The 16122-nt window shown below is 64.8% G+C and carries 18 protein-coding genes; 5 read left to right on the top strand and 13 right to left on the bottom strand.

From position 1 onward, the window contains the following. The first annotated feature begins 1 nt into the window (after position 1). Positions 2-772, top strand: coding sequence for a mechanosensitive ion channel family protein (locus tag BM083_RS19345; protein ID WP_089871765.1), 771 nt, complete (start codon positions 2-4; stop codon positions 770-772). 17 nt (positions 773-789) lie between these two features. Here the strand turns inward: BM083_RS19345 and BM083_RS19340 are convergent, their stop codons facing one another. The 3 genes from BM083_RS19340 to purD form a co-directional block, all read right to left on the bottom strand. Then, complete coding sequence (locus BM083_RS19340) at positions 790-1332, bottom strand: acyltransferase (RefSeq protein WP_089871763.1); 543 nt, start codon at positions 1330-1332, stop codon at positions 790-792. A 109-nt stretch (positions 1333-1441) separates the two neighbouring features. Next, positions 1442-1870 (bottom strand): hypothetical protein, encoded by a 429-nt coding sequence (locus BM083_RS19335; RefSeq protein ID WP_089871762.1) that lies wholly within the window; start codon positions 1868-1870, stop codon positions 1442-1444. 79 nt (positions 1871-1949) lie between these two features. Next, positions 1950-3233, bottom strand: a complete 1284-nt coding sequence (gene purD, locus BM083_RS19330) for a phosphoribosylamine--glycine ligase (RefSeq protein ID WP_089871759.1) — start codon at positions 3231-3233, stop codon at positions 1950-1952. 166 nt (positions 3234-3399) lie between these two features. On the opposite strand from purD, the gene BM083_RS19325 reads away from it, so the two are divergent. From BM083_RS19325 to BM083_RS19315, 3 genes are all read left to right on the top strand, one after another. Further along, positions 3400-5580: a thioredoxin domain-containing protein gene (locus BM083_RS19325; protein ID WP_089871757.1), complete on the top strand. Its 2181-nt coding sequence runs from the start codon at positions 3400-3402 to the stop codon at positions 5578-5580. Positions 5581-5737: 157 nt separating this feature from the next. After that, positions 5738-6439 carry an Ntn hydrolase family protein gene (locus BM083_RS19320; protein ID WP_089871755.1) on the top strand — a complete coding sequence of 234 codons (702 nt, stop codon included), beginning with the start codon at positions 5738-5740 and terminating at the stop codon, positions 6437-6439. Beyond that, complete coding sequence (locus BM083_RS19315; protein WP_177197709.1) at positions 6439-7164, top strand: archaeal proteasome endopeptidase complex subunit alpha; 726 nt, start codon at positions 6439-6441, stop codon at positions 7162-7164. Before BM083_RS19320 ends, BM083_RS19315 begins: the two co-directional genes overlap by 1 nt. A gap of 9 nt (positions 7165-7173) precedes the next feature. On the opposite strand, the gene BM083_RS19310 is transcribed toward BM083_RS19315, so the two are convergent. The 4 genes from BM083_RS19310 to BM083_RS19295 form a co-directional block, all read right to left on the bottom strand. Beyond that, on the bottom strand, positions 7174-8136 hold the full coding sequence (locus BM083_RS19310; protein WP_089871751.1) for a winged helix-turn-helix domain-containing protein: 963 nt from the start codon (positions 8134-8136) through the stop codon (positions 7174-7176). Positions 8137-8236: 100 nt separating this feature from the next. Continuing rightward, a complete protein-coding gene (locus BM083_RS19305) occupies positions 8237-8470 on the bottom strand; it encodes a hypothetical protein (protein WP_089871749.1) in 234 nt (77 codons plus the stop codon). Positions 8471-8546: 76 nt separating this feature from the next. Beyond that, positions 8547-9470: an SMP-30/gluconolactonase/LRE family protein gene (locus BM083_RS19300; protein ID WP_143085774.1), complete on the bottom strand. Its 924-nt coding sequence runs from the start codon at positions 9468-9470 to the stop codon at positions 8547-8549. A 263-nt stretch (positions 9471-9733) separates the two neighbouring features. After that, positions 9734-10099: a thioredoxin family protein gene (locus BM083_RS19295; protein WP_089871745.1), complete on the bottom strand. Its 366-nt coding sequence runs from the start codon at positions 10097-10099 to the stop codon at positions 9734-9736. A 232-nt stretch (positions 10100-10331) separates the two neighbouring features. On the opposite strand from BM083_RS19295, the gene BM083_RS19290 reads away from it, so the two are divergent. Then, positions 10332-11252, top strand: a complete 921-nt coding sequence (locus BM083_RS19290) for a PLP-dependent cysteine synthase family protein (RefSeq protein WP_089871743.1) — start codon at positions 10332-10334, stop codon at positions 11250-11252. Here BM083_RS19290 and BM083_RS19285 read toward each other — a convergent pair. From BM083_RS19285 to cyaB, 6 genes are all read right to left on the bottom strand, one after another. Further along, the gene (locus BM083_RS19285; RefSeq protein ID WP_089871741.1) at positions 11249-12130 is read right to left on the bottom strand and encodes an alpha/beta fold hydrolase; all 882 of its coding nucleotides are present in this window, start codon (positions 12128-12130) and stop codon (positions 11249-11251) included. The genes BM083_RS19290 and BM083_RS19285 overlap by 4 nt on opposite strands. Positions 12131-12160: 30 nt before the next feature. Beyond that, positions 12161-12613, bottom strand: a complete 453-nt coding sequence (locus BM083_RS19280; RefSeq protein ID WP_089871739.1) for a DUF5804 family protein — start codon at positions 12611-12613, stop codon at positions 12161-12163. 62 nt (positions 12614-12675) lie between these two features. Next, on the bottom strand, positions 12676-12933 hold the full coding sequence (locus BM083_RS19275; protein ID WP_009365477.1) for a hypothetical protein: 258 nt from the start codon (positions 12931-12933) through the stop codon (positions 12676-12678). 52 nt (positions 12934-12985) lie between these two features. Next, positions 12986-14173, bottom strand: a complete 1188-nt coding sequence (locus tag BM083_RS19270; RefSeq protein WP_089871737.1) for a tRNA sulfurtransferase — start codon at positions 14171-14173, stop codon at positions 12986-12988. A gap of 26 nt (positions 14174-14199) precedes the next feature. Next, the gene (locus BM083_RS19265; protein WP_089871735.1) at positions 14200-15432 is read right to left on the bottom strand and encodes a methionine adenosyltransferase; all 1233 of its coding nucleotides are present in this window, start codon (positions 15430-15432) and stop codon (positions 14200-14202) included. A 59-nt stretch (positions 15433-15491) separates the two neighbouring features. Continuing rightward, a complete protein-coding gene (cyaB, locus tag BM083_RS19260; protein ID WP_089871733.1) occupies positions 15492-16043 on the bottom strand; it encodes a class IV adenylate cyclase in 552 nt (183 codons plus the stop codon). Positions 16044-16122 lie beyond the last annotated feature (79 nt).

The following is a 16122-nucleotide window of genomic DNA, read 5'->3' as shown; positions in this document are numbered from 1 at the left end:
GATGCAAGCGCAGCAGTTTCTGACCGAGGTACCACCACGGTGGTGGCTGGCACTCGCCGTCCTCTTCATCGGCATCCTGCTCAGTTACGTCGTCACCGTCGTCAACCGACGACTCCTCGAACGGGCGGGCGTCCCTCGCGCTATCGAGGGAACCGCCTTCGAGCGGATGGCCCACGAACTCGGGACGTCGACCGTCTCTATCGTGGCGAAACTCAGTGGCTACTTCGTCTTCTTGCTCACGTTGTTCGTCGCGTTGACGGTGGCGCAAATCGAGTACACGACGCTCTTCTGGAGCGGCGTCGTCGGGTTCCTCCCCGGCTTGTTCCTCGCCGTCCTCATCCTCATAATCGGTATCGTCGTCGGGGACAAGGTCGAACTCCTCGTCCAAGAGCGACTGCGCGGGGTCAAAGTTCCCGAGGTAAACTTCCTGCCGCGACTCGCGAAGTACAGCGTGTTCTACGTCGCCGCACTCATCGCGCTGAGCCAAATCGAAGTCGCGACACTCGCACTCATCGTCCTCCTCGGCGTCTACGCGCTGGCTATCGTCCTGTTCAGTCTCGTCGCGCTCCGCCCGATGCTGCAGTCGGCCGCCGCCGGGACCTATCTCCTGCTCACGCAAACCTACGGCATCGGCGACGAGATACGCATCGGCGAGCACAACGGTATCGTCCAAGAAGTCGACGTGCTGGTCACTCGCGTCGAGACCGACGGAGAGGAGTACATCATCCCGAACCGTCAGGTGTTCAATCAGGGCATCGTCCGCGTCCGGTAGTTCGTCGCTTACGCTTCTTACGCTTCGTTCTCGTCACTGTCGCCAACGTCGCCAGCGTGGCCCATCTCCTGTGCGGGGACACCCGCAACCGTCGCTCCCGGCGGGACATCCCGTGTGACGAGCGAGTTGGCGGCGACTTGTGCCCCCGCGCCGACGGTCACACCCGGCAGGACGATGGCTCCCGCGCCAATCATCGCCCGTTCGCCGATAACCACCTCTCCCGTCCGGTACTCGTCCTGCAAGAACTCGTGACAGAGGAGGGTGGCGTCGTAGCCGACGACGGCGTGGTCTTCGAGCGTGATGAGGTTCGGCCAGAACACGTCCGGCGTCGCTTCGAGGCCCCACGAGACGCCTGTCCCGACGGTCACGCCGATGGCTTTGAGCAGGTAGTTCTTGAGCTTCAGACTCGGCGAGATGCGGATGAGCCACACGAGCAGGTAGTTCCGCGCGACGACGAGCGGTGAGCGAGCGTTCGTCCACGACTGCAGCGAGTTTCGCGGGCCGGGTGTGGGGTGGCGAGTGACCCGGTCGTGGCGGGAGGTGTCGTCAGTGTCAGTCACGTCACGGGATTCGACGGCCGGGGATAAAACTGCAGGCGGCGTGGCAGTGCGAAAGTTACGCTCGTTAGTTCTACAGACGAGAAGCAAGCGAACAACTCAATCTGGGGTGTCAGTCTGTGACCCCCACCGAATAGTCGTTTTCGAGTGCGAACTCACACAGAGCGATGGAGCGGCGCTCCATGCTCCACAACGGGTCCCAGAAGTCAGGGCCGACCTTTTGCTCCTTAGACACTGTGCCCGCCTCCCGAAGTAGTTGAATCAGGTCGATGATGCGACGACCTTCGATTGGCTCTCGTTGTCCGGAAGCAGATTCGAACACGCTGTATATCGGCCGTCCACCGTACGTCTCGACGACGATACGTGGGATGTCTTCGATAATGTCGAACCCTTCAGATACGTTTTCGGCCAGCACCTCCCCAACAGAGAGATGCTTCTCACGTTCGTCGGGGTCACTTGCTTTCTCTGCACAGAATGCATGGTACGCTCTAACGAGTCGAGGTGTCTCAATGTCGTCCGGAGCCAGAAGCACGAGTTCCATGTGGTGGTCTCACTGTGTGGTTCAACGACACAACAGTGTTGTCGAACAGTACGTTTGGTCCCAAACGTGATCTGCGACTCTACTCCCGCAACTCGTTCATGTGGTCGATGCGCTGCTGCACCAACTCACTCTTGCCGATGTCGTGGCGGATGTGGAACCCGTCGCCTGCCGCTTCGAGGGCGCTCTCGGCTTTCTCCTCGGCCTCACTGATGCTGTCGGCGACGCCGACGACGGCGAACGAGCGCGAGGTAGTCGTGTACAACCCGTCGTCGCGTTCGTCGACACTCGCGTAGAACAGCAACGCGTCTCCTGCACTCTCCTCGTCGACTTCGATTTTCGCGCCTGCGTCGGGGTCCGTCGGGTACCCCTCGGGGACGGCGTACTTACAGACTGTCGCCTGTTCGGCGAACGCCAGTTCGGGAATCGGCGCGCCGTCGCGGGCGGCGGCGAGGACGTCGAGGAACGGCGTCTCGAGGACAGGGAGCGTGTTCATCGCCTCCGGGTCGCCGAAGCGGGCGTTGAACTCGATGACTTTCGGTCCCTCGCTCGTGAGCATGAACTGGCCGTAGAGGATGCCTTTGTAGCCGTCGAGAGCGTCGACGACGGCCTCCAGCACGGAGACGGCATCGGCGTAGTCCTCCTCGGTCATGAACGGGAGTTCGAACGTCGTGTCGCTGTAACTGCCCATGCCGCCGGTGTTCGGCCCCTCGTCGCCCTCGTAGGCGCGTTTGTGGTCCTGTACGGCGGGCGTCGTCACGAGGTCACCGTTGGCGACGAACGCTTGGACGGTGAACTCCTCGCCGACGAGGCGTTCTTCGAGGACGATGCGGTCGTACTGCTCCTCGCGCAGGTACTCCTTCGCCCCCTCTTTGTCGACTTGGTCACCGATGACCTTCACGCCCTTCCCGCCCGTGAGACCGGCGGGTTTGACGGCCAAGTCGCCGCCGTAGGCGTCGATGTAGTCGCAGGCGGCCTCGGTGTCGTCGAACGTCTCGAAGTCCGGATTCCCGGGAACGTCGTTGTCGTCCATGAACTGCCGCTGGAAGGCTTTGTCCGTCTCGATGCGGGCCTGTTCGGCCTGCGGACCGAAGGTGTAGACGCCGGCGTCGTCGAGGGCGTCGGCGACGCCCGCGGCGAGGGCGGACTCCGGGCCGACGATGGCGAGCGTCGCACCTACGTCCTCGGCGTAGGCGACGATGTCCTCGCTCGCCGTCTCGTCGAGTGACTCGAACCCGACTGCGAGTGACGCGATGCCGGGGTTGCGGTTGCTGGCGCAGGCGTAGAGGTCGCAGTCGTCGGCGAGTGCGCGGGCGATGGCGTGCTCACGTCCGCCGCCGCCGACGAGGAGTACGGTCTCCGTCATACCCGGAGGTGGGTACGCACATCGGTGTAAAGGTTGTCCTTGGCGCAGACGAGAGTGTGCACGAACGAGCATACGACAGTCTCGTCAGACGTTCACACCCACGGGTAGAGATGGCGCGCAACTGACGTGCCTACAGGCTTTACAATGGGGCGCTCGTAGGGGGGGTATGACCACTCCTACGGGCCACAACCGACTCGGCGACGAGCAGAGCCCGTATCTCCGTCAGCACGCGGACAACCCCGTCAACTGGCAACCGTGGGACGACGACGCGCTCGCCGAGGCGAGAGAGCGTGACGTGCCGATTTTCCTCTCTATCGGCTACTCCGCGTGTCACTGGTGTCACGTCATGGCCGACGAGAGCTTCGAGGACGAAGCCGTCGCCGACGTACTCAACGACGAGTTCGTTCCCATCAAGGTCGACCGAGAGGAACGCCCGGACCTCGACCGGGTCTACCAGACCATCTGCCAACTCGTCTCCGGGCGCGGTGGATGGCCGCTCTCGGTCTGGCTGACGCCCGAGGGCAAACCGTTCTACGTCGGGACGTACTTCCCACCCCAGGCGCGACAGGGTGCGCCGGGCTTTCTCGACCTCCTCCGAAACATCTCGAACTCGTGGGACAGTGAAGAGGACCGCGCGGAGATGGAGAACCGCGCCGACCAGTGGACGACGGCACTGGACGACCAGCTAGCGGACACGCCCGACCCCGCCGACGAGACGCCGGACGTCGACGTGCTCGGGACGGCAGCGCAGGCCGCGCTCCGCGGTGCCGACCGGGAACACGGCGGGTTCGGCAGCGGTGAGGGACCGAAGTTTCCCCATCCGGGTCGCATCGACCTCCTCCTCCGAACCTACGACCGAAGCGGCCGCGGCGAGGCACTCAACGTCGCCACCGAGACACTCGACGCGATGGCCAACGGCGGCCTGTACGACCAGGTCGGTGGCGGTTTCCACCGCTACACGGTCGACCGCTCGTGGACCGTCCCGCACTTCGAGAAGATGCTCTACGACAACGCCGAGTTGCCCAAGAGCTACCTCGCGGGCTATCAGGTCACGGGTGAACCACGATACGCCCGCATCGCCCAGGAGACGTTCGCCTTCGTCGAGCGTGAACTCACGCACCCCGACGGCGGGTTCTTCTCGACACTCGACGCACAGAGCGAAGGGTTCGATGACGAGAACGACGAGAGCGCCGAGAGCGCCGACGGCGACGACAGTGAGGGCGGCGAGGCCGAACGAGAGGAGGGCGCGTTCTACGTCTGGACGCCAGAACAAGTTCGAGCGGTACTCGACGAGGAGGACGCAGAACTGTTCTGCGACCGCTACGGCATCACGAAGCGCGGGAACTTCGAACACGGAACGAGCGTCCTCAACATCTCGACTCCCGTCGAGGAACTCGCCGAAGAGTACGACATCGACCGCGCGGACGTGTCCGAGCGACTGACGAATGCCCGAGTGGCACTGTTCGAGGCTCGCGAGGAGCGACCACGACCCCCACGCGACGAGAAGGTGCTCGCCGGGTGGAACGGCCTGATGATTTCGTCGTTCGCCATGGGCGCTCGCGTCCTCGACCCTGCACTCGCGGGTGCCGCCGAACGCGCGCTCTCGTTCGTCCGCGAACATCTCTGGGACGACGACGCGAAGCGACTCTCTCGGCGGTTCAAAGACCAAGACGTGAAAGGCGACGGCTATCTCGAAGACTACGCGTTCCTCGCCCGCGGCGCGTTCGACCTCTATCAGGCGACGGGCGACGTCGACCACCTCGCGTTCGCACTCGACCTCGCTCGCGTCATCGAGGCCGAGTTCTGGGACGACGAGAAGGGGACGCTCTACTTCACCCCTGCGAGCGGCGAGCAACTCGTCACGCGACCGCAGGAACTCACCGACTCGTCGACGCCGTCGAGTCTCGGCGTCGCGACCGACCTCCTCGTCGACCTCGACCACTTCGACTCGGACGCCGACTTCGGTGACATCGCCGAACGCGTCCTCAAGACGCACGCAGACCGTATTCGCGGGAGTCCGCTCGAACACGTCTCGCTGGCACTCGCCGCCGAGAAGTTCGCCCGCGGCGGCCTCGAACTGACACTCGCCGTCGACGAACTCCCGGACGACTGGTGGGAGGTTCTCGCCGGGCGATATCTCCCCGGTGCGGTCGTCTCACAGCGCCCACACTCTGACGACGAACTCGACGAGTGGCTCGACGTGCTCGGTCTCGACGAGGTGCCGCCCATCTGGGCGGGCCGCGACGGCAAGAACGGGAAGGCGACGGTGTACGCCTGCGAGTCGTTCGCCTGCTCTCCACCGCAGACGGACATCCGACAGGCACTCGACTGGGCGACGAAGAACTAACTGTCTCGGTTCTGAAATTTGGGCTTCCCCCGCACTGCGCGAAAAAGCGCTGACGTAGCGCTCGAAAGTCGTCGAAACTGAGGGTATGTTTCTCTCCCCGGCTAAAATATATTTTAGCTAACATATTTTTTAACCCCGTTCCAACGGTCGGTCGACGATGGAACTAACTCGAACAGACCACGACGGCAGGAGAGACCGACTGAACCACGACTGGCTTCGACCGCCCGAGGGTGAACAGCATCACTCAACGGCACCCGACGGTGTGACGTACTCCACCGGGACGACTATCGTCGGCGTGACGACGGCCGACGCCGCCATCCTCGCCGCAGACCAGCGGATGAGTCTCGGCGGCCGGTTCACCGCGAACAAGAACGCCCAGAAGGTCGAACAGGTCCACCCGACGGGCGCTATCGCCATCTCTGGCTCTGTCGGCCCCGCCCAGCGGCTGATTCAGTCGCTCCGGACGGAGGCGAACCTGTACGAAGTTCGACGCGGCGAACCGATGAGTCTGCGAGGGCTCTCTCAGACTACCGGCCACCTCGTCTCCGGACTGCCCGTCGCACCGCTGTTGGCGGGCGTCGACCAGACTGGGCCACAGGTCTACGAACTCGACGGCGGCGGGAGCGTCCTGCGCGACGACTACGCGGCGGGCGGCAGTGGGATGCAAGTCGCCTACGGCGTCCTCGAACGCCGGTTCGACCCGGATGCGTCTACCGAGAGCGCCAGACGGACCGCCGTCGACGCCGTCGCCGCGGCCAGCGAACGCGACACCGCCAGCGGCAACGGCGTCCACGTCGCCACCATCACGGCCGAGGGCGTCGACATCGACGGGGCCGACGACCCCGAGGAGGTGCGGTGATGCAGTCGAACGACCAGCGGGCGTACGACCGCGGGACGACCATCTTCTCACCCGACGGTCGTCTCTATCAGGTCGAGTACGCCCGCGAGGCAGTCAAACGCGGTGGGGCGACGGTCGGCGTCCGAACCGCCGACGGCGTCGTGTTCGCGTCGAACGGCCCGCGGCGGTCGCCACTGCTCGAACCGGAGAGCATCGAGAAACTCCACGACGTCGACGGACGAATCGGGATGGCGACGACGGGCCACGTCGCCGACGGCCGCCGACTGGTCGACTACGGTCGACGGTACGCACACCAAGAGCGACTCCGATACGGCGACGCACCCGACACAGAACCCGTCGCGAAGGCGATTGCCGACTACATCCAAGAGTCCACGCAGACCGGCGGGACGCGGCCGTTCGGGACGGCGCTCCTCGTCGGCGGCGTCGACGACGACGGACCGCGACTGTTCGAAGTCGACCCGTCGGGGACGCCCGCCGAGTGGCGAGCGGTAGCGGTCGGCAACCAGAGCCGAGAGGTTCGCGCGTTCCTCGAAGCCGAGTACGAGGATGGTCTCGCGCTCGACACGGGGACGACACTCGTGCTCCGAGCGCTCGCCGACAGTCTCGGCGAACTCGACGCTGTCGACGTCGACGTCGCCACGATGGACGCAGACGGATTCACGTCACTCGCCCTCGACCAGCGACGCGCGGCGTTCGAGGCGGCGGGTCTCGGCCCCGCGTCGTAGCGTCGTCTGCTACGCTGCCGCGCCGTCGACAGTCGTGCCGTCCTCGCTGGCGTCGTTCGTCTCCTCGCTCTCGGTCTCTCTGTCCGTGACGGACTGCCGTCGAGCGTCGACGACGCGGCCGTCGCGGGCGACGTAGAGGTGGAGTTCCTCGTCGTCGAGTCGCGTTCTGATACCGAGACACCACGGGTCGCGGGAGATGCGTCGCTCGCGCCACTCGCTTCCGACGTTCCAGAGCGGTCGACTCGTGATGTCGACGCCGTGGTCGTGGTAGAAGGCGACGACGGCGGGATGTGAGAGGACGGTCAGTGAGACGGGACAGCGGAGACTCGACCCACACGTCTCGCAGTCGAAGGCCGCCTGAATCGGCACGTGGTCTTCGTCCGTGGACGCCTCGTCGTCGCTCTCGACCGGTTCGACTGGCCGGAGTCTCGCGGTGACGACACCGCCGCACTCGGGGCAGACGCCGTCCCCGAACGCTTCGATTCGGTGGCGATGGTGGGCGTCGAACGCGGCGGCGAGGTCGGCCTCGTCTCGCCCCCGGTAGCCACTCGGCGGGAACGACAACCGAAGCACCGGCGAGTCACAGTCTCGACAGAACACCCGCGTGACGTTGTCCTCGACGGTCGCCGCGAGTGCCGTCTCTCCGCAGAACGGGCAGTCGTCGTCGAGACCGATGTCCTCTCGGTCGACGCTCTCGGTGTAGGTCCCGGACGGAATCGCACGGACGACGGCGCGCCCCGCGTAGGTGAGTTCGTACCGCTCGTCGTCACGCTTCTGGACGAACAGCCCCGTGAGTTGTCGGAGGTGGTACGCGAACCCCGCAGTCGTATCTTCGCTGGACGCGTCGAACAGTTCCGAGAACGTCTTCGGTTCGTCGTCGGCGAGCGACCGGAGCACCGCCATCCGACTCTCGCTCCCGAGTGCCTGAAACGCGTCACTCGCGGGCGCAGTCGACCCCGCTTCGTCTGCCATATTCGCTCCTAGTCCGGCGTCGACAAAAGCTCTGCCGCCCGGTCGAGTGGGGTAAATCGTCTGTACGCAGACGACAGCGTCCCGCTCGATATGCTACCCTCTAGCGGAACCGGACGCCGCCGACGTAGAGGCCGTTGCAGACGACGAACGTCCCCAACGCCGTGTAGAGAACGGTCGGCACGAGCGGTGTCGCTGGCGACGTCGCCCAATCGACGATACTGTAGCCGACGAACGCGAGGACGAACCCGCACAGTTGACGAGTCACCGACCGAGGGCGTATCTCGACCGGACCGACCGCCCGAAGAGTCCTGTCTGTCGAGTCGTGGGAGGGCATCGGCGGACAGTCGCGAGGACCGTACAAAGCCGTTCTCCCTCAGCCATCGTTCGACGCCGACCGGCGATGGCGGGTGCTACGGATGCGTCCGCAGGACACCTGCACGCTCTGGATTCTCCTGTGAGAAGTTACAGACGAACGCGCGTCCGGGTTCGGTCGGGTCGAAGACGACTTCCGACGGGAACGACAGCGGGTCACCCTCGACGACCGTCTTCACCTCTCCGGACGGTGTCAGCCGAACGATTCGGTTCTGGCTGTTGAGCGCGGCGTAGAGCTGTCTGCCCCGTGCGGTGAGGCCGTCTGCACCGAACAGTTCCGTCCCCTCTGCGAAGGTTCTCGGCGCCCCGGCGCTCCCGTCGTCGTTCACCGGTACGCGGACGATTCTTCCGCTGTCGCCGGCGCGGGTGACGGCGACGTAGACACAGCCGCCGATTCGGGTGATACCGTTCGCTCCGAAACTGGACGTGTCGAGAAGCGGGTCCTGTACCCACACTCCCGGGTCGCCGCCGTCGAGCGGTATCTCGTAGACGGTTCCGCCGAACGACTCGGTGGCCAGCAGTCTGTCGCCGTCACGATAGAGGTCGTTCACGAACCCCTCTCCGTCTGGAAGCAGCGTCGCCAGTTCGTTCGGGCCGTCGTCGCTGTCGAGTTCGACCGCGTAGACGCCCCCCGATTCGCCGTTGACCGCAGTGTACAGCGTTCCGTCGCTGACGAGCACGCCCGCGACCCCACCCGGATACGTCGCGACTTCGGTCGTCGCGTCCAGTCCGAGGCCACTCTCGTCGGTTCGGTCGGCGGGAAGCCGACGGACGCTCCCTGCGACGATGCCGACGTAGAGGTTCCCGTCGTCGTCGAAGCCGATGTTCTCCGGTACTGGACTCCCCGTCGAGAGAACCCGGTCGACTGCACCGCCGCGACGGGCGGTTGCGTTCCCGACGAACCCGCTACCGACAGTGACTCCTATCGCTCCGAGCATCGCTCTCCGTGTGATGTGTTGCACACGCTCACCATCGGCTGTGAGCACATATCGGTACAGCTCTCGGAAAGCAGCCCCGCGAGCGAAATCTGTATACTTCCCCAGACGATACGGTGGTTCTCGTCGGGATGTCGGCTTCAGTCGAATTTCGTTTACCTCGTCCCTCAGAAGATGAATCCGCCGCCGAGACGTTCTCAATCTCCGACGTCGTCTACCGTCTGGCACGCTCTCGACATCCATCAAACCGACAACAGGAATCGTTCGAAGCTACCTCGTTCGTCGACCTGTTACTCCAACTGCTCTGCGAGATAGACCGAAATCGGCAGGTCCTCCTCTTCGACGAAGCGGGCGACTTCTGCACCGTCCAACTCGACGACGACGGTCGGAATCAGTTCGATGCCGTACTCTTCGACGCCGGGGCCGGTCTTCGACCCGTCGTCTTCTTTCTCGACCGGGTAGTGCTCAATGCGGTTCTCGGGGACACCCGCGGCGTCGAGTGCGGCGGCGAAGTCCGGTAACTGCGCCCGACAGTCCTTACACCAGTCGCCGCCCCACACTTTGAACACGTACTCCGCCGACCCGAGCGTGTCGATGGCGTCTCTGTACGCGACGGGGTCCCACGTCGGATTCGGCTGCATCGTTTCGAGTTGCATTGTCACCCGGTTTGGGACAGTCGAAGTTAAACCGCGCGTTGGCGGCGACGTTCTCGTGTCTCGGAAGCCGAAGTCTGGTGGGAGATACCAGCCACCAATGTTGCCGGTGGTCGCCATGGCTTTTATAATGACTTCTGTGAGTCAGTACCGGTCCGACCACACGACGGTATGCGGTCGGACCGGCAAACAGTTACAGTAGTCGTTATCAGTCTCGACGGTGTAGCCGCCACCAATGGACGAGAGCATCCTCGACACCATCGGGTCACCGCTGGTGCAGGTGGACGCACCCGAGGGCGCGACAGTCGCGGCCAAAATCGAGTCGAAGAACCCCGGCGGGTCCGCGAAGGACCGACCCGCCCTGCAGATGGTCGAGGCCGCCGAACGCGACGGGACGCTCGAACCGGGCGACACCATCGTCGAACCGACGAGTGGCAACACGGGCATCGGTATCACCGTCGTCGGCGCGGCGAAGGGCTACGACGTGCAGATCGTCATGCCCGCCTCGAAGTCGCCGGAGCGTCGGCAGATAATGAAGGCCTACGGAGCCGAGTTGGTGCTCGTCGAGGGCGACATCTCCGACGCGAAGGACCGCGCCGACGAACTCGAAGAAGCGGAAGGCGCAGTTCAACTGCGGCAGTTCGAGAACCCGGCGAACCCCGAGGCACACTACCGGACGACGGGCGAGGAGATCGTCGAACAGGTCGGCGACCGAACCGTCGACGCCCTCGTCGCAGGCGTCGGGACAGGAGGCACGATTTCGGGTATCGGCCGCCGCCTCCGAGAGGAGTTCCCCGAGATGGACGTCGTCGCCGTCGAACCCGAGGACAGCGCCGTGTTGTCGGGACGCGAACCGGAGGGCGACAGCTTCCAGGGGATGGGGCCGGGGTTCGTCAGTCCGAATCTCGACCGCGACTTGCTGGACGACGTCATCACCGTCTCGCTGGACGACGCCGAAGACGAGTGTCGCCGTCTCGCCCGCGAGGAAGGTATCCTCGTCGGGCAGTCGAGTGGCGCGTCCAACCTCGCAGCCAAGGACGTTGCCGAGCGACTCGTCGAAGACGGTGTCGCAGACGACAGAGACGAAGCGCCGTTGGTCATCACCGTCTACTGGGACTCTGGCGAGCGCTACATGTCGACCGGGATGTTCGACTAAGCGTCCCCGTCCAGAAAGTCGGCGACGAAGCGAGTGAACGTCTCTGGCATCTCTCGCGGCGGCCAGTGGCCGCAGTGAGGCAGTATCCGCACCTCGGCGTCGGGAATCAGCGTCCCGGCGCGAACCGACCACTCGACCGGGATGAGCGAGTCGGCCTCGCCGTGAATCAGCAACGTCGGCACCGACAGGTCCGGCAGTCGGTCGACGTAGTTCGTCCGGACGCCGTCGAATCCGACCTCGCTCCGCTGGAAGGCGCGCCACGCCCGGCCGTCGTGCTCGCGGGCGACGGCCAACACCTCGTCGACGAGTTCCGGCGTCAGGTTCGCGGGGTGGACGACGCCGCGGAGACTGAGCGCCACCAGTCGCGAATGTCGGGCGAGCACGTGTTCTACGGCTTCGGGAAGCCGCGGAATCCGAAGGAACAGTGTGCTGAGCGGCCCGCCGGGAACTTCTCTCCCGAGACCGTAGCTGTCGACGAGGACGAGTCGCGAGACGCGTTCGGGACGGGTGAGTGCGACGTCGAGGGCGACGCTGCCGCCGAGCGAGACGCCGACCAGCGCCGCCGTGTCGATACCCAGTGCGTCGAGGAAGCCGACGACGAACGCGCCGTACGAGTCGACGCTCGGCGTCCCCTCGGGCAGGTCACTGTCGCCGTACCCCGGTAAGTCCGGTGCGTAGACGGTGTGTGTCTCTGCGAGCGTGGGTATCGTCTCGCGCCACGAGAGTGCCGCCGAGTCCCACCCGCCGCCGTGGAGCAACACGACCGGCGGGCCGTCGCCGGCGACGTGGTAGAAGACGTCGTGGTCGTCGACGAACACGCGGCGCGTCGTCGCACCGGGAAGATTGCGATGAGAGATTCGAGAGCCGTGTCGACTCATGGGTAGTCGACGCTCGCCGACGACAAAAAGTCAGCCGCTGAACTCGGCTTCGGTCACGCGAACGACGACGGTGTCGTCGACGTCGCGAAGGTCGTACTCGGGGACTTCGCCGCCGACACGCGTGAGAAACATCGGTTCGACCAGTTCGCCGTCGACGACGCCGTACACTTTGAGTAAGTTCTCCGTCTCGCTCGGGTCGACCTCGCTCTCTCGAATCGCCGTCGCGAGTTTCCGTGAGAGCCACTCGTCGGCACTGATGCTCGGTTCGCGGACGAGTGCGTCGTCGACGTAGCGAACGAGATACCAGTTGAGGTCGTTCATGAGCGACACCGCCGCACCGACGCTGACGGTGTCGAGTGCGAGCGAGTTGTAGAACGGTTCGGCCAACTCGTAGGTCGAGAGGGCCGCTCGGGCCGTCTCTCTGGAGAGCAACTCGTAGCTGAGGTCGACGTCAGGTGCGCCGACGAGACAGACCCGCGTCACGGTCGACCTGTCGGCGTGTCCGGTAAAAGGGGTTCCGCTCCGTCTCTCGTCTGCGCGCGACGCTACTGCTGTATCCACCCGTCGGCACAGTCGGCGCTACAGAAGACCAGTTGCTCGTGCTTCGACCGGAGGCGACGCCCCGTCAACTCGACGTCCTGTGCGACGTCGACTCGGTGGTGCCGCTCACCGAGGTCGACCGACGCCCCGCACTTCGTACACGTATCGGTTCCGCCACTGTTGAACGACCGCTCGACGACTTGCTGGACCGTCCAGCCGGGACCGAGGGAGGGTGCTGCTGCACCGCGACTTGACTTAGACATTGTGTGTATGTTTGTCACAGTAGTAGAAATAGTTTCGGGCTACAGGACAGTCTCAAGAACGGGTCTCTTCGGGCGTCACCACCTCGACACGGTCGAGGAGCGTTTCGACGCGGTCGAACAGGTCGTCCGGTTCGGCGGCGGCGACTTCCGCGGGCGTCGCGTTCGTCTCCGGGTGGGAGGGTGCGACCTGCTCGCATCCGACCGTGATAGTCGAATCGTCGAACGTTCCGATGGCGCGCGCTTGGTCGACGATATCCGTCTTGTCGCGTGTGAGGAGCGGTCGGTGGACCGGCAGCGAGGTAGCCGCGTCGGTGGCCGCGAGGTTACCGCCGGTCTGACTCGACTTCTGGCCGAGCGACTCGCCGGTGACGACCGAGTGCGCCCCGACGTCGCGGGCGACGGCTTCGCCGATGCGGAGCATGACGCGCCGAAGCGAGAGCATCCGGGTCGACCCCACTTCCGCCATCAGCGTCTCGACGAGGGGTCCGGCGGGAACGATACGGAGCGAGAGGTCGTCGTCGGGCGCGTAACGAGCGAGTTCGCCGACCGTCGACAGCGCCCGCGCTTGGTGGTCGACGCCGCCGTAGGGGCCGAGGTCGACGTAGACCGGGACGATGCGGCACCCACGCTTCATCATCTCCCACGCCGCGACGGGCGAGTCGAGTCCACCGCTCAGAAGGACGACGGCCCGTCCCTGCGTGCCGAGCGGAAGCCCACCGGGTCCGGGTCGTTTCTCGGTGAAGACGAACGCCTCCTCGGCGCGACACTCGACGTAGTAGGTTCGGTCGGGGTCGTCTAGGTCGACGGTCGCACCCGTCTCTGCCTCCACGACGCTGCCGCCGTCGATTTCGAGGTCACGACTGGAGAACGGATGTCTCTCCGAGGACCCGGCACGGCTGGCCCGGACGCCGAACGTCGCCCCGTCGGGGTGGTCGGCGGCGGCCGCGACGAGCGCCTCGCAGATGGCCTCGCTCGTCGGGTCGACGCTTCGGGCCGGACTCGCGGAGACGACGCCGAAGGTGTCGCAGGCGGCCGCTACCGCCGCGTCGGTGTTGTCCGCGTCGTCGGTTCGGAGGAGGATTCGCGACCACTCGTGGTCGATGGCCGCCTCGACGTCGCGGGCGGCGAGCATCGATTCGAGGTTCTCGCGGAGCAGTCGCTCCATGTCACTGCGGACCTTCGAACTCTTCGTCCCGATTTCGCCGTAGCGGACGAGGACGGTGCCCGGGCCGTGTTCCATACCCGGAGAGAGTCGGTCGGGAGTATTTAGAACGTGGAGATGTCGCCTTCGATGACCTGTCGGGTCACGTCGGTGACGTCTGCGAGTTTCTCGTCGACGACGGCGCGAATCTCTGCTTCGATGTCGGAGACGGCGAGGCCGTCTTCGGTGACGACCTGCGCGTCGGCGACGTGTGGTTCGTCGATGGGACGACCGATCTGGCTCAGGAGACGAATCTGGAGGTCACGGATACCGTCGACTTCGGCGACGACTGTCTCGGCGATGTCCGTCGAGAGGATGTTGTATATCTTCCCGATGTGGTTGACCGGGTTCTTCCCGGAGGTGGCTTCCATACTCATCGGTCGGTTCGGCGTGATGAGTCCGTTGGCGCGGTTGCCGCGGCCGACAGAGCCGTCGTCACCCTGCTCGGCGCTCGTGCCGGTGTGGGTGAGGTAGATAGAGCCGTTTTCGACGTCGTCGGCGGTGTTGACGTCGACGTGGACGTCACGGTCGGTGAACTTCTGTGCCAGTTCGGTGACGAACTCGCGGACGGCTTCGACCGTCTCCGTGTAGTCGGTGATGGAGGTGACGTGTTGGTCGACCATCGCGGCGGCGACGGTGATGTCGATGACGTCGCCCTCGCGTTTGCCCATTATCTTCACGTCCTGTCCGAGTGCGGGATGCTCGTCGTGGAACGTCGTGTTGAGTTCGCGCTCTGCGGTGTGGACGATTTGCTCCGTCTCGGTGAGCGGTGCGTGGCCGACACCGAAACTCGTGTCGTTGGCCATCGGAATCTGACCGCCTTCTTCGCCGAAGACGGTCTGGAGGTCACCGCTCCCCTCGCCGAGTTTGACGTCGACGACGACGTCGGTTTCGAGGTCGAGTGCGGGGAAGTGCTCGCGGAGGTAGTCGCGGGCGGCCTTCAGCGCGATGGAGTCGACGGGGATGTGCGTCCCCTGGTACTCCTTCGTCGCGCGGCCGACGACGAGGATGTAGATGGGTTCGATGACTTCGCCGCCTTTCTGTCCCTCGGGTTGGTCGCCGTTGGCGAAGCGTGGAGCGGCCGTTCCGGCGGCCAGTTGGGTCTCGTCGGTGTTGTAGTGGAGGACCTTGCCGACGCGGTCGAGATACGCCTGTGCGAGCGCCTGCGAGACGCTCTCTGCGATGCCGTCGCAGATGGAGTCGGGATGGCCGATACCCTTCCGCTCGACGATCTCGACCTCCTGGTCTTCGACAGCGAGGCGGTCGAGTTCCGCAACTTGGATGTTCCGCTCGGTCATTGTTCGGGCTTGGCTTGGGGAGGTGCTATAACTTGCGGAAACCTCCGACAGTCGAGTAATTACTCGTGGGTATTTTCTAGCAGCAAGCCGAGATACGAGGTCCGAATCTGGTCGTCCGGGTCGAGTCCGAGATCACGGAGTACCTCGAACGCGCCCTCACGGGCCTCGTCGACTGCTGACTCCTCGACTTCACGCTCGACTTCGACGAACGCACCCAGGTCCGAGACGGCATCGAGTGTAATCGTATAGCGGTCGACGGTGTAGAACTCCCGGTCTTTCTCGACGACGGCCGCCGGGTCGAATCCGAGTCCGTCGAGGACGCCAGACATCGCGTCGTCGTCGTCGACGGCCGTCTCGAACTCCTGTCGCGTCTTCGATTCTGCCTCGACGAGCGGCCCCTTGTAGGTCACTTTCGTCGTCGTCTCACCGCTGTCTCGGTTCGTCTCACGACGGATTCGGAGTGCTTCGTCCGTCTCGGCGAAGTTCCGATGCGGCGCGTCGTAGTAGGTGTCGACCTGTTCGACGCTGCCGACGTGTTCGGCGTCGAGTTGCCCTAGTCGCTCTCGAACGCGCTCGTGGTCTGCTTCGACTTTCACTTCGACCTCGTACATGTCTCGGCCGAAGCGGCGGGCCGGCAAAAGGATAGTCTCTCGACCGTCTCGCTGCGGCCCCCTCGCTCATGTTACTGGC

This window comes from Halogranum rubrum (assembly GCF_900114455.1).
GTDB lineage: Archaea > Halobacteriota > Halobacteria > Halobacteriales > Haloferacaceae > Halogranum > Halogranum rubrum.
The sequence above is the reverse complement of the archived record's forward strand: the minus strand, read 5'-3'. Positions and strand labels throughout refer to the sequence as shown.

Excerpts from the sequence above, each read along its gene's own strand:
- BM083_RS19345 (WP_089871765.1), top strand. The coding sequence starts at position 2 with ATGCAAGCGCAGCAGTTTCTGACCGAGGTACCACCACGGTGGTGGCTG.
- BM083_RS19335 (WP_089871762.1), bottom strand. The coding sequence starts at position 1,870 with ATGGAACTCGTGCTTCTGGCTCCGGACGACATTGAGACACCTCGACTC.
- purD (WP_089871759.1), bottom strand. The coding sequence starts at position 3,233 with ATGACGGAGACCGTACTCCTCGTCGGCGGCGGCGGACGTGAGCACGCC.
- BM083_RS19325 (WP_089871757.1), top strand. The coding sequence starts at position 3,400 with ATGACCACTCCTACGGGCCACAACCGACTCGGCGACGAGCAGAGCCCG.
- BM083_RS19320 (WP_089871755.1), top strand. The coding sequence starts at position 5,738 with ATGGAACTAACTCGAACAGACCACGACGGCAGGAGAGACCGACTGAAC.
- BM083_RS19315 (WP_177197709.1), top strand. The coding sequence starts at position 6,439 with ATGCAGTCGAACGACCAGCGGGCGTACGACCGCGGGACGACCATCTTC.
- BM083_RS19310 (WP_089871751.1), bottom strand. The coding sequence starts at position 8,136 with ATGGCAGACGAAGCGGGGTCGACTGCGCCCGCGAGTGACGCGTTTCAG.
- BM083_RS19305 (WP_089871749.1), bottom strand. The coding sequence starts at position 8,470 with ATGCCCTCCCACGACTCGACAGACAGGACTCTTCGGGCGGTCGGTCCG.
- BM083_RS19295 (WP_089871745.1), bottom strand. The coding sequence starts at position 10,099 with ATGCAACTCGAAACGATGCAGCCGAATCCGACGTGGGACCCCGTCGCG.
- BM083_RS19290 (WP_089871743.1), top strand. The coding sequence starts at position 10,332 with ATGGACGAGAGCATCCTCGACACCATCGGGTCACCGCTGGTGCAGGTG.
- BM083_RS19285 (WP_089871741.1), bottom strand. The coding sequence starts at position 12,130 with ATGAGTCGACACGGCTCTCGAATCTCTCATCGCAATCTTCCCGGTGCG.
- BM083_RS19275 (WP_009365477.1), bottom strand. The coding sequence starts at position 12,933 with ATGTCTAAGTCAAGTCGCGGTGCAGCAGCACCCTCCCTCGGTCCCGGC.
- BM083_RS19270 (WP_089871737.1), bottom strand. The coding sequence starts at position 14,173 with ATGGAACACGGCCCGGGCACCGTCCTCGTCCGCTACGGCGAAATCGGG.
- BM083_RS19265 (WP_089871735.1), bottom strand. The coding sequence starts at position 15,432 with ATGACCGAGCGGAACATCCAAGTTGCGGAACTCGACCGCCTCGCTGTC.
- cyaB (WP_089871733.1), bottom strand. The coding sequence starts at position 16,043 with ATGTACGAGGTCGAAGTGAAAGTCGAAGCAGACCACGAGCGCGTTCGA.